Source organism: Micromonospora sp. NPDC003197, from assembly GCF_053590565.1.
The window spans coordinates 1-15,051 of sequence record NZ_JBSFTE010000051.1 but is presented as its reverse complement, the minus strand read 5'-3'; the positions used below and the strand labels follow the sequence as shown (position 1 = coordinate 15,051).

The following is a 15,051-nucleotide window of genomic DNA, read 5'->3' as shown; positions in this document are numbered from 1 at the left end:
GGTCGCAGAACCAGATACCGGAGACCTCTTCAGTTGTCGATCACCGCCACGCCGTGACCTTGATCAAACCCACCACTTCTGAAACACGCCTTAGTTGCGCCCGGCGTAGGCGCAGCATCCCGCGCAACTCGACGATGTCCACCCGGTCGTCAAGCACCGTCTGCACCTGTTGCAGCGTGAATCCGAGTTCCTTGAGCGCGATGACTCGGTTGAGGCGGCGCAGTTGCTCGGCCCGATAGAAGCGGTATCCACTGGCCGGGTCGACGGCGGCGGGACGGAGTAGTCCGATCGCGTCGTAGTGACGCAGCATGCGGACCGACACCCGGCCGAGTTTGGCGAAGTCTCCAATACTGAACATGACCCCTCCCACCGTGGCCCCTGACACGGTGTCACAGTCAAGCGCGGCCCGATCAGGGCAGTCGGCTGAGACGCAGCGGATGCACATCTGGCTGAAAGGCAGTAATTTTCGGAGAAACCCCGCAATTCGTGCTTAAAGTCAGCATTTGTGATGAAGGTGAAGCGTGGGATCGCGGTAACTGTGGTGGGGCTGTTGGCGGGGCTGAGTGCCTGCACGGAGGCGCCCCGTAACTCGGCGAAGATCCCCGAACAGGTGCCCCCGCCCGTGCCGGCGAACGAGCTGATAGCCGGCATGCCGGCCTATCTGGGTGGCCCGAGCGTCTATGCCGCCGCTGGGCCGAACATGCTCAGCGAGCAGGTACGGGATGACAAGCCGCTGGTCTACGTACCCAACACCAAGAGCGACGACGTCTACGTCATCGATCCCGCCACGTACAAGGTGGTCGACAAGTTTCCCGGCGGGCCGGAACCTCAGCACATCGTTCCCTCGTACGACATGCGCACCCTCTATGTCGCCTCCAGTCGGATCCCCACCGGCGGCCTGATCCCGATCGACCCGAGGACCGCCAAGCCCGGCGAGTTCCGGAACCTGGAGGACGTCTACAACCTCTACTTCACGCCGGACGGGCAGCAGGCGATCGTGGTCGCCGAGGCGTACAAGCGGCTGGACTTCTACAACCTCAAGACGTGGGAGCGGACGAAGTCGCTGGAGTTCCCGGAGTGCGCCGGGATCAACCACATGGACTACTCGGCCGATGGTCGGGTGATGCTGTTCAGCTGCGAGTTCGCCAACCGGATGCTGGTACTCGACGGGACGACGCACGAGAAGATCCGGCACTTCGACCTGCCCCAGGTGATGGACGGGATGCCGCAGGACACCCGGTTGACCCCGGACGGGCAGCGGTTCCTGGTGGCCGACATGAACGCCGACGGGGTGTACGTCTTCGATGGCACCGCCACCAGTCGACTGGACTTCATCCCCACCGGTGAGGGGGCGCACGGCATCTACTTCAGCCGGGACGGTCAGGTCGCGTACGTGACCAACCGGGGGGAGGGCAGTGTGACCGTACTGGATCTGGCCACGCTGAAGCCGACCGCGACCTGGCGGATTCCCGGCGGCGGCAGCCCGGACATGGGTGGAGTTTCCGCGGACGGCAAGGTGCTCTGGCTCTCCGGCCGCCAGCACAACGAGGTGTACGCGTTGAGCACTGACGACGGCAAGCTGCTCGCCCGGATACCGGTCGGTGACGGGCCGCACGGCCTGACCATCTGGCCGCAGCCGGGTCGCTACTCCCTGGGACACACCGGCAACATTCGCTGATCGATCCCGGTGCGGTGGGCTGGGTCACATGCGAAACGAGACGGTTCCGTATCGGTTCTTTGTCTTGTAGCGTCCTTCCCTGTTACGAAACTGCCCCGTGCCGTATTTGGGTGCGGGCGTACCGGGGGAGAGCAGCGGACCGATGCAACCGCACGAGAACACCGGACACCCGAGGCGGTGGGGCATCCTCGGGGTGCTCGTCTTCAGCCTTCTGGTCGTGGTGCTGGACAACACCATCCTCAACGTCGCGCTGCGCGTCCTCGCCGACCCGGTGCACGGCCTGGGTGCCACCCAGGGTGAGCTGGAGTGGTCGATCAACTCCTACACGCTGGTCTTCGCCGGTCTGCTCTTCACCTTCGGGATCCTCGGCGACCGGTACGGACGCAAACGTTTCCTGCTGGTCGGACTGGCCGTCTTCGGGCTGGCGTCACTGCTGTCCGCGTACGCCCAGGAGCCCGGCCACCTGATCGCGGCCCGCGCGTTGATGGGACTCGGCGGCGCGGCCATCATGCCGGTCACCCTCGCGATCATCTCCAACGTCTTCGACCCCCGGGAACGGGCCCGGGCCATCGGCATCTGGTCCGGTGCGGTCGGGCTCGCCATCGCCATCGGCCCGATCCTCGGCGGGCTGCTCCTGGAACACTTCTGGTGGGGCTCGGTCTTCCTGATCAACGTGCCGGTGGTGCTGATCGGGCTACTGGCGGTGGTGCTGCTGGTGCCCGAGTCCCGGCACCGCCAGCCCGGCGGGATCGACATTGTCGGCGTACTGCTCTCCGTGGTCGGGCTGGTGGGCCTCTCGTACGGGATCATCGACGGTGGCGAGCATGGCTTCGACCGACCGCTGGTCTGGGCGTCGATCGTCGGTGGCCTGGCCGTTCTGGCGGCGTTCGTCGCCTACGAGCGGCGCATCGAGTTTCCGTCGTTGGACGTGCGGTTGTTCCGGATCCCTCGCTTCGCCGCCCCGGTCGCGGTGATCGGACTGGTCTTCTTCGCCTCCATGGGCATGATGTTCTTCGGCTCCTTCTACCTACAGCTGGTACGCGGCTACACCCCACTGGAGACCGGCCTGCTGTTCCTGCCGTTCGCCACCGCCCAGCTGCTGTTCTCGACGGGCAGCGCCGGTCTGGTCAAGCGCTTCGGTGCCCGGGTCGTCTCCGCCTGCGGACTGGTGCTGGTCGCGCTCACCCTCGGCGCGTTCGTCCTCATCGGGGCAGACACGCCGATCTGGATCGTCGGTGCGGTCTTCTTCGTCCAGGGCGCCGGCATGGCCAGCGTCATGCCGCCGGCCACGGAGTCGATCATGTCGGCGCTGCCCCGGGAACGGGCCGGGGTCGGCTCGGCGGTCAGCAACACCGTCCGTCAGGTCGGCGGCGCACTCGGGGTGGCGATCCTCGGTTCGGTACTCGCCGGGGTCTACCGAGGCGAGATCGGCTCCGCCACCTCGGCGTTGTCGGGCCCGGCCCGCACCGCCGCAAACGAGTCGATCGCCGGGGCGTACGGGGTGGCCGGACAGCTCGGCCCCGCCGGAGAGAACGTGATCGCCGCCGCCAACGATGCCTTCGTCTCCGCCATGCACGTCGCCGCCGCAGTGGCGGCAGCCATTGCGGCCCTCGGCGTACTGGTGGTGCTGCGCTGGCTACCTGGTCGAAGCACGAAGCCACCTGTCTCGCCGGAGCCGCACGGTTCGCCTAAGTCGGCCGGCGAACCGGAATTGGTTTCGGCCTCGTAGGTCGGGGACAATGCCTGACATGACGTCTGACGTGGCTGCTCCGAGGCCCCCTGGGCGACCTCGGAGCAGCCGCGCGGACGAGGCGATTGTCGAGGCCGTGCTGGACCTGCTGGCCGAGGGGGGCACCGTCGACACGCTCTCCATCGAGGCGATCGCCGCCCGGGCCGGGGTGGGCAAGGCGACCATCTATCGGCGCTGGCCGAACAAGGTGGCGCTGCTGCGTGACGCGCTGGCCACCCTCAAGGGACCGCCGCCGGTGCCCGCCGGACATTCGATCCGCGACGACCTGGTGACCCTGCTCGGACCGGTCGGCTCCCACGAGGATCCCCGCGCCACCCAGATCATGCCGTGCCTGGTGCCCGAGATCCGCCGGAGCCCGGAGCAGTACCGGCTCTATCAGGAAGTGCTCGAACCACGCCGGCAGTTGATGCGCGACGTGCTGCGTCGGGGCATGGACTCCGGCGAGTTGCGCGCCGACCTCGACATCGAGTTGACCATGTCACTGCTGACCGGTCCCGTGCTGTTGCAGCGATTGCTGCACTGGCATCGGATCGACGAGCACGATCTGCCCGAGCGGGTAGTCGACGCCATCCTCGCCGGCATCGCCACTCGCGGCTGATCCGCCGCGCGGGGCACCGCCGCCGTCCGGGCCGCTATCCGGGCACCGTCGCTGTCCGGTGTGTCCCCGCGAGCCGGTGTCACCCGTGGCCAGTAGGGTGTCGAACACACGTACGTGCTGGCGGGACACGAGTGTTGCCGACCGGCAGACCGGGGGAGGGGACCGCGTTGCGGGTGCTGGGTGTCGACCCGGGACTGACTCGGTGTGGGGTCGGCGTAGTCGAGGGAGTGCCCGGCCGACCGTGCACCATGGTCGCCTACCACGTCGTGCAGACCGATCCGGGCGAGGAGCTGCCGCTGCGGCTGCTGCGGCTGGACCAGGAGTTGACCCGCCTGGTGGCCGAGCACCAGCCCGCCAGCGTCGCCGTCGAGCGGGTGTTCAGTCAGCACAACGTCCGTACCGTGATGGGCACCGCGCAGGCCAGCGCGATCGCCGTACTGGCCGGGGCCCGGGTGGGCTTGCCGGTGCAGACCTATACACCGAGCGAGGTGAAGGCGGCGATCACCGGCTCGGGCCAGGCCGACAAGGCCCAGATGACCAGCATGGTGACCCGACTGCTACGGCTCGACGCGCCGCCGAGGCCCGCCGACGCCGCCGATGCGCTGGCGTTGGCCATCTGTCACATCTGGCGCGGCGGTACGCGGTCCAAGTTGGCCGCCGCAGCCGACCGGGTCCGACGAGGAGGAACGAGATGATCGCCAGCGTGCGCGGGGTCGTCGCCGCGGTGTCACCCGCCGGGGCGGTGATCGAGGTCGGCGGGGTGGGTCTGGCCGTGCAGTGCGCACCGGGCACCGTGGCCAACCTGCGGGTGGGCGAGCCGGCCCGGCTGGCCACCAGCCTCGTCGTCCGGGAGGACTCGCTCACCCTCTACGGCTTCGCCGACGACGACGAGAAGCAGATCTTCGAACTGCTCCAGACGGCCAGCGGGGTCGGTCCCCGGCTGGCGCAGGCGGTGCTCGCGGTGCACACCCCCGACGCCGTACGCAAGGCCATCGCCAACGGTGACACCGCTGCCCTGACCCGGGTGCCCGGGGTCGGCAAGAAGGGGGCCGAGCGGTTGGTGCTGGAACTGCGGGACAAGATCGGCCCGATCCCGGTGGGGGCGGACGGCGCGGCCGGGGTCACCGCCGGAGCGTGGCCGGAGCAGGTACGCCAGGCGCTGGTCGGGTTGGGCTGGACCGCCGGGCAGGCCGATCAGGCGGTAACCGCCGTGGCGGAGAGCCTCGACGGGCCGGTCCCGCCGGTCCCGGTCCTGCTCAAGCAGGCGATCCGGCTGCTCGGTAGGACCCGATGACGGCCGAGCCCGAAGGGATGGTGTCGGCGTACGCCAGCGATGCCGAGCGCGACGCCGAGGCGACCGTACGCCCCAAACGGCTGGCCGAGTTCATCGCCCAGAACCGGGTACGCGACCAGCTCGACCTGCTGCTGCGGGGCGCGATGAAGCGGGGTGCCCCGCCGGACCACATCCTGCTCAGCGGCCCGCCCGGGTTGGGTAAGACCAGCCTGGCGAACATCGTCGCCGCCGAGCTGGGGACCAGCATCCGGGCCACCAGCGGTCCGGTGATCGAGCGCTCTGGCGATCTCGCCGCGATCCTGACCAGCCTCGCCGAGGGCGACGTGCTCTTCATCGACGAGATTCACCGGATCGCCAAGCCGGCCGAGGAACTGCTCTACAGCGCGATGGAGGACTTCCGGGTCGATGTGGTGGTGGGCAAGGGCCCGGGGGCGACCGCCATCCCGCTGGACGTCGAGCCGTTCACCCTGGTCGGCGCGACCACCCGGGCCGGGTTGTTGACCGGCCCGATGCGTGACCGGTTCGGGTTCGTGGCGCACCTCGACTTCTATGCGCCGGCGGAGTTGGAGGCGCTACTGCAACGTTCGGCCCGGATCCTCGGGGTGCCGATCACCGACGATGGGGCGGTCGAGGTGGCCCGCCGGTCGCGGGGTACGCCCCGGATCGCCAACCGGCTGCTGCGCCGGGTCCGGGACTACGCCGAGGTACGCGCCGACGGGGTGGTGACCCTGGAGGTGGCACAGGCGGCGTTGCGCGTCTACGACGTGGACGACCTGGGGCTGGACCGGCTGGACCGGGCGGTGCTGACCGCTCTGGTCGACTCGTTCCGGGGCGGGCCGGTGGGGTTGTCCACCCTCGCGGTGGCGGTCGGCGAGCAGTCGGACACGGTCGAAGAGGTGTGTGAGCCGTTCCTGGTACGCGCCGGGTTGTTGGCTCGTACGCCTCGGGGTCGGGTCGCCACCGAGGCCGCTTGGCGGCACCTGGGGAAGCCTGTCCCAAATGGTACATTTGGTGGTGGTGTTGCCCCGGCGCCCGATCTTTTCTCTCGGGACCCCGATCGTCCGTGATCCGTTCGTGATCCGTACCACCTTCGGCGTTCCCAGCAACAGGGATTAGACTCGCCGCCGTCTGTACAGGACGTGAGATCCTGCCTCCGCTTCGGTTCCTTGGGGTGCGGTCGGAGGCCAATGGGAAGGTCATAGACCGTGTTTTACGCACAAGAGAACACTGGCGGAGCCGGCAGCTTCATGCCGATCCTCATGATTGTTCTGCTTTTCGGCGTTATGTATTTCATGATGATCCGGCCGCAGCAGAAGCGGCGCCGTGAGGCGGAGCAGATGCAGGCCGGGATCGGTCCGGGCGACGAAGTGGTGACCATTGGCGGCCTCTACGGCACCATCGCCGGCGGTGACGACGAGACGGTGCTGCTGGAAGTGGCACCCGGGGTTCAGACGCGGTATGCCCGTCCCGCCATCGCCCGGGTCGTGAACAAGGCGACGCCGACCGAGACGGTCGTGGAAGAGGCGGAAGTGAAGGAGTGACCTGTCCTCGCCAAATCGGTCGGGATAGGTAATATATCGAAATATCTGAAAGCCGCGTCCGGCGTGATCCAGCGCCTGGCGCGGTACGAACGTCGCCGGGTACACCGGTCCCACTCGCCGCAGAGCATCAGCGGCCGAACCGCGCAGGGAGACAGGACAGCCGTGGCACCACCTCAGGGACAGATGCGGCCCGGGCGGCAACTTGCCGTGCTCGGGCTCATCTTTGCCGTCCTTTACCTCTTGGTCTTCTTTGCTGGCGCCAGCGGCGGTTGGAAGGAGCGCCTGGAGCCGAAACTCGGTTTGGACCTCATCGGTGGCACCCGGGTGACGCTGGAGGCGACCAACACCACCAATGGTCAGCCGCCGTCGGAGCGGAACCTCGAGGAGGCCCGGCGGATCATCGAGGACCGGGTCAACGGCTACGGCGTGGCCGAGGCCGAGGTCGTGGTCGAGGGTAACCGCAACATCGTCATCTCGCTGCCGGGCGAGAACCGCGACCTGAAGGACATCGGTGCCGCCGCTGAGTTGCGGTTCCGCAAGGTGCTGAAGGTCGCCGACGGTGGTGGCGTCGCCGCCCCGGCTCCCACCAGCAGTGCCACCCCGACCCCGGGTGCCTCGGGTAGCCCGGCGCCGGGTGCGTCCAGCACCCCCGCCCCGGGTGCCTCGGCCTCGGCCGGCGCCGCTGGCGGACAGGGCGGCATGGCCCCGAGCGCCACGCCCACCGCGGAGGCCAATGTCATCAGCGCCCCGGCCGCGACGCCGAGCGCCTCGGCTTCCGCCGCCGCTCCGGAGGGGCAGACCATCGAGCAGCAGCGGGCCGCCATTCAGCAGAAGGTCGGCGCGGCGGCCTGGCAGGCGGCCAGCGCGCTGCAGGCCCCGGCGGACCTCACCCAGGACCCGACGTTGGCCGAGCAGCTCAAGCCGTTCGGCGCGCTCTCCGGTCGCGAGGTCGGTGCACTGACCCCGCAGATGCAGTTCAACATCCCGAACATCACCTGCGTGCAGCTCGACGACCGGGCACCGGCCGCGATCCAGGACGCGAACCAGCAGGCCGTCGCCTGTGAGGGCCCGGTCAAGTACTTCCTCGACGTGGCCAAGGTGCTGGGCACTGACGTCAGCGACGCCAACGGGGTGCTCGACGGGACCACCAGCCAGTGGGTGGTCAGCCTCGACTTCACCGGCGAGGGACAGAAGAAGTGGACCAACCTGACCCGGGAGGCGTTCACCAACGAGGGCCAGGCCTGTGACGCCGGGGCGCTGGGGGACAGCGGCAAGTGCCGGGTCGCGGTTGTACTCGACAAGAAGGTGATCTCCGCACCGGAGATCCAGGGGGTGCTGACCGGCAACTCGCAGATCACCGGCAGCTTCACCAACCAGACCGCCAACGAACTCGCCGGCCAGCTGCGCTACGGCGCGCTGCCGGTCACCTTCGAGCAGTCGGAGGCGCAGAACGTCACCGCGACGCTGGGCGCCAGCTATCTGCGGGCGGGTCTGCTGGCCGCCGGCATCGGCATGCTTCTGGTCGCCATCTACGCGTTCTTCTACTACCGACTGCTGGGCACGGTCATCTTCCTGAGCCTGATCATGTCGGCGCTGCTGGTCTTCGGCGCGCTGGTGGTGCTCGGCCGGCAGATCGGCTTCACGCTGACGCTCGCCGGTATCGCCGGATTCATCGTCTCGCTCGGTGTGGCTGCTGACTCCTTCGTCATCTACTTCGAGCGGCTCAAGGACGAGATCCGGGAAGGGCGCAGCCCGCGTAGCGCGGTGCCCCGCGCGTGGACCCGGGCCCGTCGTACGATCATCTCGGCCAACACCATCACGATCATGGCGGCCGTTGTGCTCTACATCGTCTCGGTCGGCACGGTGAAGGGCTTCGCCTTCGCGCTGGGCCTGGCCACGGTGCTCGACCTGGTGGTGGTCTTCCTCTTCCGGCATCCGATCATGACGATGTTCGCGCGGACCAGTGCCTTCCTGTCGCCACGGGTCAGCGGTCTCGGCCGGGTGCTCCAGTCGAGCGACCAGGCTGAGCCGGTCAACCCCCGCAACCCGCGTGCCAAGGAGGCCTGACATGAGCGGTCGTAGCGGTCTGGCCACCCGGCTCTATCGGGGCGAGGCCGGACTCAACATCGTCGGTAAGCGGAAGCTCTGGTTCGGCGTCGTCGCCGTGCTGGTGTTGATCGCGATAGGCAGCATGGTGATCCGGGGCTTCGGTCTCGGCATCGAGTTCAGCGGTGGTAACGCCTTCCAGGTGCCGGCGAGTGTCGCCACCCTGGAGGACGCTGAGAAGACGGTCAACGAGGCCGTGCAGAACGCTGGCGGCAGCGAGAAGCACGTCGTGTCGACCCAGCGCATCGGTGGGGACAACGGCACCTACGAGATGCGTACCACGGACCTGGACACCGACGAGTCGGCGCAGGTCCAGCAGGAGCTGGCCCAGAAGTTCTCCATCCCGGTCGACCAGGTCAGCGTCAACCGGGTGAGCGCGGCCTGGGGTAGCCAGGTCACCGAACGGGCCCTGCTCGGTCTGGTGATCTTCATCGCGGTGGTGATGGTCTACCTGATCCTGCGCTTCGAGTGGCGGATGGCGGTGGCCGCGGTCTCGTCGCTCATCCTCGACCTGGTGCTCACCGCAGGTATCTACTCGCTGGTCGGCTTCGAGGTCACCCCGTCGACGATCATCGGCTTCCTCACCATCCTGGGCTTCGCGCTCTACGACGTGGTCGTGGTCTTCGACAAGGTCCAGGAGAACACCAAGTCGATCACCGGCAGCAGCACCCAGACCTACGGTGAGGCGGCCAACCTGGCCATCAACCAGACCCTGATGCGGTCGATCAACACCGGTCTGGTGTCGCTGCTCCCGGTCGGCGGTCTGCTCTTCATCGGTGCGGGTCTGCTCGGGGCAGGCACGCTGAAGGACCTGGGCCTGGTGCTCTTCTTCGGTATGGGCATCGCGGTCTACTCGTCGATCTTCTTCGCCACGCCGGTGCTGAGCGTGCTGAAGGACTACGAGCCGCGCATCCAGGCGCACACCAAGCGGGTCCTGGCCCGTCGGGCGGCGATCGCCTCGGGCGAGGTCAAGCCGAAGGGTGCGCGGGCGCGCACGACGGACGAGTCGGCGGACGAGGTGGAAGAGGACGCGGCGCTCGCCGGTGCGACCCCCAAGGTGGGTAGCCGACCGGCGGGCAAGCGCTCGAGCGGTGCGCGCGGCGGCCGTCCGGCCGGCGGTAGCGGTAACCGACCGGGTGGCGGCGGCAAGCGACGCTGACCCCGGACCACGCCGGTGACAAGGCGTCCGGCATGCTGTGCGAGCAGCATGACGGACGCCTTGTTTCATGAGAAAGAGGACCAGGTGACGGAGACCCAGACCGAGGTACGGGGAGACAGCGGCCCGGCCACGGCACAGCTGGTGGCGAGCCGGGTGCTGGACGTGCCCGATTTCCCACAGCCGGGCGTGATGTTCAAGGACCTCATGCCACTCTTCGCCGACGGCCAGGTGTTCCGGGAGGTGATCGACGGCATCGTCGACTACCACGGCCGGGACTCCTTCGACGTGGTGGTGGGCATCGAGGCACGCGGGTTCGTGATCGCCGCCGCCATCGCGTACGCCACCGGCGTGGGCGTCGTTCCGGTGCGCAAGGCGGGCAAGCTGCCCCGCCCGGCGTACGCGGCCTCCTACGCCCTGGAGTACGGCGAGGCGACGCTGGAGGTGCATCAGGACGCCTTCACCGCCGGCCATCGGGTTCTGGTGGTGGACGACGTGCTGGCCACCGGCGGGACCGCAGCGGCGACGCTGGACCTCGTCGAGCGGGCCGGCGGACAGGTCGCGGGCTTCACCGTACTGCTGGAGTTGGGCTTTCTCGGCGGCCGGGAGCGACTGGCACCCCGTCCGGTTCATGCATTGTTGACCGTCTAGGCGACTGCCGTTCCATCGGCCGGCACGGTACGGGCTCAGGGAGGGCGGCAGACCGCCCCGGCGGGTACGATTGCCTTTTCCTGGCCAGGTAGAGACCGTTCCGCCTGGGAACACAGGAGCCGGCCAGCCCGGGCTTCGGGCGGCCCGTTCCGGAAGGTGTGAGGAGGCCGGTGTCCCACGATGTCGTCCCTCCGGTGGAGGGCATGGTGCATCCGACTGGCGAGGCCAAGAGCGCCGCGAACGGTTCGTCCGAGCAGGGCGCTCCGCCGACGGCCGGCCAGACGTCGTCGACCCGTAGCGGAGCTGTCGTCGATGGTTCCTCGGTGCCGGGCGCTACCGCAGCTGCCGGGGCAGACGCGTTGCCGGTGCCGGTACGCGCGTCCGGTGAATCGGCCGTGGCGGTGCGTACGACCGGCGACGATGGGACGGGGCCTTCCGGCTTCGGACTGGCCAGCGCCCCGACCGGTCGTCGGGTTCGGGCGCGGTTGGCCCGGTTCAACGCCCCGTGGCAGACGTCCCAGGTCAGCGAGGTGCTGGAGCCGCTCATCGCGGCGCATCGCGAGCACCACCCCAAGGCCGATGTCCGGCTGTTGCAGCGGGCCTTCGACCTGGCCGCCCGCTGGCACTCCGGGCAGTACCGCAAGTCCGGGGACCCGTACATCACCCACCCGCTGGCCGTGGCGTCGATCCTGGCCAATCTCGGGATGGACACCACCACCCTGGTCGCGGCGCTGCTACACGACACCATCGAGGACACCGACTACCGCCTCGACCAGATGCGGGAGGACTTCGGCGGCGAGGTCGCCCTGCTGGTGGACGGGGTCACCAAGCTCGACAAGGTCAAGCTCGGTGACGCGGCCAAGGCCGAGACGATCCGCAAGATGGTCGTCGCGATGGCCAAGGACCCCCGGGTGCTGGTAATCAAGCTGGCCGACCGGCTGCACAACATGCGTACGCTGACCTTCCTGCCCCGGCCGAAGCAGGAGCAGAAGGCCAAGGAGACGCTGGAGATCCTGGCCCCGCTGGCCCACCGCCTGGGTATGAACACCATCAAGTGGGAGCTGGAGGATCTTGCCTTCGGCACCCTCTTCCCCAAACGGTTCGAGGAGATCCTCCGGCTGATCGGCGAGCACCAGCCGCAGCGGGAGGCCCTGCTGCGCCAGGTCACGCAGAAGGTGCAGGTCGACCTCAAGGCCGCGAAGATCAAGGCGGAGACCACCGGCCGGCCCAAGCACCTCTACTCGATCTACCAGAAGATGATCGTGCGAGGCCGGGACTTCAACGACATCTACGACCTGGTCGGGGTGCGGATCCTGGTCGATACGGTGCGCGACTGCTACGCCGCGCTCGGCGTGATCCACGCGAACTGGCAGCCGGTGCCGGGCCGGTTCAAGGACTACATCGCGATGCCCAAGTTCAACATGTACCAGTCGTTGCACACGACGGTCATCGGGCCGACCGGCAAGCCGGTCGAGATGCAGATCCGCACCTACGCCATGCACCGTACGGCGGAGTTCGGTATCGCCGCGCACTGGAAGTACAAGGAGCAGAAGGGCGCGACGATCGTCGGCCCGCCCGCGCACATCGACGAGATGACCTGGCTGCGGCAGCTGCTCGACTGGCAGCGGGAGGCCAGCGACCCGAGCGAGTTCCTGGACGCGTTGCGGTTCGACCTGTCCAGCCAGGAGGTGTACGTCTTCACCCCCAAGGGAGACGTGATTCCGCTGCCGACGGGGTCGACCCCGGTCGACTTCGCCTACGCGGTGCACACCGAGGTCGGGCACAAGTGCATCGGCGCGCGGGTCAACGGCAAGCTGGTGCCGCTGGAGTCGACGCTCTCCAACGGTGACGTCATCGAGATCTTCACCTCGAAGTCGGACACCGCCGGCCCGACCCAGGACTGGCTCGGTTTCGTCAAGAGCCCGCGGGCCCGGACGAAGATCCGGCAGTACTTCAACAAGGAACGCCGCGAGGAGGCGATCGAGGCCGGCAAGGACGCGATCGTCAAGGCGATGCGCAAGCAGGGGGTCCCCCTGCAGCGGATGCTCAGCTCCGACAACCTGATGACGATCGCCCGGGACCTGCACCTGACCGATGTCGCCTCGCTCTACGCGGCGGTCGGCGACAGCCAGGTCTCCGCCCAGTCGGTGGTGCAGCGGTTGATGGCCACCTACGGTGGCGAGGAGGGCGCGGCCGAGGACATCGCCGAGACCGCCGTGGCGACCCGTCCGCCGCGCAGCCGGGCCAGCAGCCACGACCCGGGTGTGGTGGTACGGGGCGTCAGCGACGTCTGGATCAAACTGGCCCGCTGCTGCACCCCGGTGCCGCCGGACACCGTCTTCGGGTTTGTCACCCGTTCCGGTGGGGTCAGCGTGCACCGCGACGACTGCGCCAACGCCGAGGACCTCAAGGTGCAGAACGAGCGGATCGTCGAGGTGAGCTGGAAGCTGACCTCCGCGTCGACGTTCCTGGTGGCGATCCAGGTCGAGGCGCTCGATCGGCACAAGCTGCTCGCCGATGTCACCCGGGTCCTCTCCGACGAGCGGGTCAACATCCTCTCCGCCACGGTCACCACCACCCGGGACCGGGTGGCGGTCAGCCGGTTCAGCTTCGAGATGGCTGATCCCAAGCATCTGGGGCACCTGCTGGCCGCCGTACGCAAGGTGGACGGGGTCTTCGACGCGTACCGGGTCACCTCCGGCGCCTGAGCCCGTGGTCGGGTAGGGGCCAGGTCGGCCCCTACCCGGTGATCGGCTGGATCTGGGTGCCCGGCCTGCCTCTTGGACGCATGGGACCGGTCACGTAAATTACTTCGCATGCGAAGTGACTCGCCAGTAACATCTGAGGAGATCCGGGTCCAAGTGCAGGACGTCGGGGAAATCTTGGGAACCCTGTGGTGGCCGTCGGCAGAACCGACTGCTGTCGTGGTCATCCATCCCGCAACCGCGACACCCGAGCGCTTCTATGCGGCGTTCGCGGGCTACCTGGCCGAGCACGGGCTCGCCGTCGTCACCTACGACTATCGGGGCACCGGTAAGTCCGGATCACCCCGCAGTCATCGCGAACTCCGGATGCGCGACTGGATGGATCACGACGTGCCGACCGTGGCCGCCTGGACGCGCCGACGGTTTCCGCAGCTGCCGCAACTCGCCATCGGGCACAGCATCGGTGGACACGCCCTCGCCCTCGGCAACGGCACCGAAGAACTCACTGCGCTCGCGTTGGTCGCTTCACATGCAGGGGTGACCCGTACGATCCCCGGCCTCGTTGAGCGCACGCGGGTGCGGCTGGTGTTGAACCTCGTTGGTCCACTACTCGGCGCGGTCCTCGGCTATGTCCCCGCACGCCGCATCGGGCTGGGCGAGGACATTCCCGCCGCGGCCATGACCGAATGGGGACGATGGTCCCGCCACCCCGGCTACTTCTTCGATGATCCGTCGATGCGGGCGGCGGAACGGGCGGCCACCGTCACCACGCCGGTGTTGGCGATCGGGTTGTCCGACGATCCGTGGGCCACCCCCAGGCAGATCGACGCGATCACCGACCACCTCGTCTCCACCAAGGTCGAGCGCCGTACGTATTCCCCGGCCGACGCCGAGGTGGCGTCAATTGGCCACCACGGGTTCTTCCGTCGTCAGGTGCGACACACCCTCTGGCCCGAACTGTTGGCCTGGCTGCAAGAGCAGGTAGCTAACGCAGATAGATAATCTTGCGAGATGACGGATGTCGGTCCCTTGCCCCGGCTCGTGTTCCAGCTCATCGTCGCAGAGCGGTCGGTACGTCGCTGGATCGATGCCAGGTCCGGCGACACCGGCATCGGCGCGGCCGGGGTCGGGGTGCTCTTCCACCTGGCCAGACACCCTCATGCGTTGATCGGTGATGTGACCGCTGCCCTCGACGCATCCCCGTCCGGGATGAGTGGCCTGATCAACCGGCTCGACCGCGCCGGCCTTGTGAACAGGTCGGCGGACCCGGAGGACGCCCGCGCCACCAGGCTTAGCCTGACGCCCCTTGGCCGGCAGGCCGTCGAGTCCGCCCGGGTCGTCCTGGGCAGCCTCAACGCCCGCCTCACCGAGGGCTTCACCGCCGAGGAACTACAGGTCGTCAGCCGGTGGCTCGCACACACCGCCAACGAAATGCGCCGCGGGACCAGCGGCTGACGGGTAGAACGACCGAAGCGGGGGGGGTGGGGTGGGGGGGGGGGGCCACACCCGCGGGGGGTGGGGTTGGGGTTGGTGGCCGCGCCGGGGGGGGGGCGGCGCGCGGGTGGTGTTGAT

At 68.4% G+C, this 15,051-nt stretch carries 13 protein-coding genes and 1 pseudogene; 13 read left to right on the top strand and 1 reads right to left on the bottom strand.

Features of this window, described 5'->3' with window-relative positions; all coding sequences use genetic code 11:
• Positions 1 to 91: 91 nt before the first annotated feature.
• Positions 92 to 358 (bottom strand): annotated as a pseudogene (locus ACWDV4_RS30590) (MerR family transcriptional regulator); the annotation flags it as partial.
• 150 nt (positions 359 to 508) lie between these two features.
• Here ACWDV4_RS30590 and ACWDV4_RS30585 point away from each other — a divergent pair.
• The 13 genes from ACWDV4_RS30585 to ACWDV4_RS30525 all read left to right on the top strand — a co-directional run bounded on the left by ACWDV4_RS30585 (position 509) and on the right by ACWDV4_RS30525 (position 14,934).
• Positions 509 to 1,678, top strand: a complete 1,170-nt coding sequence (locus ACWDV4_RS30585; RefSeq protein ID WP_449985950.1) for a YVTN family beta-propeller repeat protein — start codon at positions 509 to 511, stop codon at positions 1,676 to 1,678.
• Between the two features lie 142 nt (positions 1,679 to 1,820).
• The gene (locus ACWDV4_RS30580) at positions 1,821 to 3,407 is read left to right on the top strand and encodes an MFS transporter (RefSeq protein WP_449985948.1); all 1,587 of its coding nucleotides are present in this window, start codon (positions 1,821 to 1,823) and stop codon (positions 3,405 to 3,407) included.
• Between the two features lie 10 nt (positions 3,408 to 3,417).
• Positions 3,418 to 4,026 carry a TetR/AcrR family transcriptional regulator gene (locus ACWDV4_RS30575; protein WP_449985945.1) on the top strand — a complete coding sequence of 203 codons (609 nt, stop codon included), beginning with the start codon at positions 3,418 to 3,420 and terminating at the stop codon, positions 4,024 to 4,026.
• A 167-nt stretch (positions 4,027 to 4,193) separates the two neighbouring features.
• Positions 4,194 to 4,721, top strand: a complete 528-nt coding sequence (gene ruvC / locus ACWDV4_RS30570; RefSeq protein ID WP_449985955.1) for a crossover junction endodeoxyribonuclease RuvC — start codon at positions 4,194 to 4,196, stop codon at positions 4,719 to 4,721.
• Positions 4,718 to 5,320: a Holliday junction branch migration protein RuvA gene (gene ruvA / locus ACWDV4_RS30565; protein ID WP_449985942.1), complete on the top strand. Its 603-nt coding sequence runs from the start codon at positions 4,718 to 4,720 to the stop codon at positions 5,318 to 5,320. The genes ruvC and ruvA overlap by 4 nt, the downstream gene beginning before the upstream one ends.
• Positions 5,317 to 6,387 (top strand): Holliday junction branch migration DNA helicase RuvB, encoded by a 1,071-nt coding sequence (gene ruvB / locus ACWDV4_RS30560; protein ID WP_449985940.1) that lies wholly within the window; start codon positions 5,317 to 5,319, stop codon positions 6,385 to 6,387. Before ruvA ends, ruvB begins: the two co-directional genes overlap by 4 nt.
• A gap of 138 nt (positions 6,388 to 6,525) precedes the next feature.
• Positions 6,526 to 6,861, top strand: coding sequence for a preprotein translocase subunit YajC (gene yajC, locus ACWDV4_RS30555; RefSeq protein WP_449985934.1), 336 nt, complete (start codon positions 6,526 to 6,528; stop codon positions 6,859 to 6,861).
• 162 nt (positions 6,862 to 7,023) lie between these two features.
• Positions 7,024 to 8,928, top strand: coding sequence for a protein translocase subunit SecD (secD, locus tag ACWDV4_RS30550; protein WP_449985932.1), 1,905 nt, complete (start codon positions 7,024 to 7,026; stop codon positions 8,926 to 8,928).
• Between the two features lies 1 nt (position 8,929).
• The gene (gene secF, locus ACWDV4_RS30545; RefSeq protein ID WP_449985929.1) at positions 8,930 to 10,126 is read left to right on the top strand and encodes a protein translocase subunit SecF; all 1,197 of its coding nucleotides are present in this window, start codon (positions 8,930 to 8,932) and stop codon (positions 10,124 to 10,126) included.
• Positions 10,127 to 10,210: 84 nt separating this feature from the next.
• Positions 10,211 to 10,774 carry an adenine phosphoribosyltransferase gene (locus ACWDV4_RS30540; RefSeq protein WP_449985927.1) on the top strand — a complete coding sequence of 188 codons (564 nt, stop codon included), beginning with the start codon at positions 10,211 to 10,213 and terminating at the stop codon, positions 10,772 to 10,774.
• Positions 10,775 to 10,968: 194 nt separating this feature from the next.
• A complete protein-coding gene (locus ACWDV4_RS30535; protein WP_449985953.1) occupies positions 10,969 to 13,482 on the top strand; it encodes a RelA/SpoT family protein in 2,514 nt (837 codons plus the stop codon).
• A 108-nt stretch (positions 13,483 to 13,590) separates the two neighbouring features.
• Entirely contained in the window at positions 13,591 to 14,481 is an 891-nt protein-coding gene (locus ACWDV4_RS30530; RefSeq protein WP_449985924.1) for an alpha/beta hydrolase family protein, read from the top strand.
• A gap of 9 nt (positions 14,482 to 14,490) precedes the next feature.
• Positions 14,491 to 14,934: a MarR family winged helix-turn-helix transcriptional regulator gene (locus tag ACWDV4_RS30525; protein ID WP_449985921.1), complete on the top strand. Its 444-nt coding sequence runs from the start codon at positions 14,491 to 14,493 to the stop codon at positions 14,932 to 14,934.
• Positions 14,935 to 15,051 lie beyond the last annotated feature (117 nt).

Coding starts and splice junctions, on each gene's coding strand:
- ACWDV4_RS30585 (WP_449985950.1), top strand. CDS start 509: ATGAAGGTGAAGCGTGGGATCGCGGTAACTGTGGTGGGGCTGTTGGCG.
- ACWDV4_RS30580 (WP_449985948.1), top strand. CDS start 1,821: ATGCAACCGCACGAGAACACCGGACACCCGAGGCGGTGGGGCATCCTC.
- ruvB (WP_449985940.1), top strand. CDS start 5,317: ATGACGGCCGAGCCCGAAGGGATGGTGTCGGCGTACGCCAGCGATGCC.
- secF (WP_449985929.1), top strand. CDS start 8,930: ATGAGCGGTCGTAGCGGTCTGGCCACCCGGCTCTATCGGGGCGAGGCC.
- ACWDV4_RS30575 (WP_449985945.1), top strand. CDS start 3,418: ATGCCTGACATGACGTCTGACGTGGCTGCTCCGAGGCCCCCTGGGCGA.
- ACWDV4_RS30525 (WP_449985921.1), top strand. CDS start 14,491: ATGACGGATGTCGGTCCCTTGCCCCGGCTCGTGTTCCAGCTCATCGTC.
- ACWDV4_RS30530 (WP_449985924.1), top strand. CDS start 13,591: ATGCGAAGTGACTCGCCAGTAACATCTGAGGAGATCCGGGTCCAAGTG.
- ruvA (WP_449985942.1), top strand. CDS start 4,718: ATGATCGCCAGCGTGCGCGGGGTCGTCGCCGCGGTGTCACCCGCCGGG.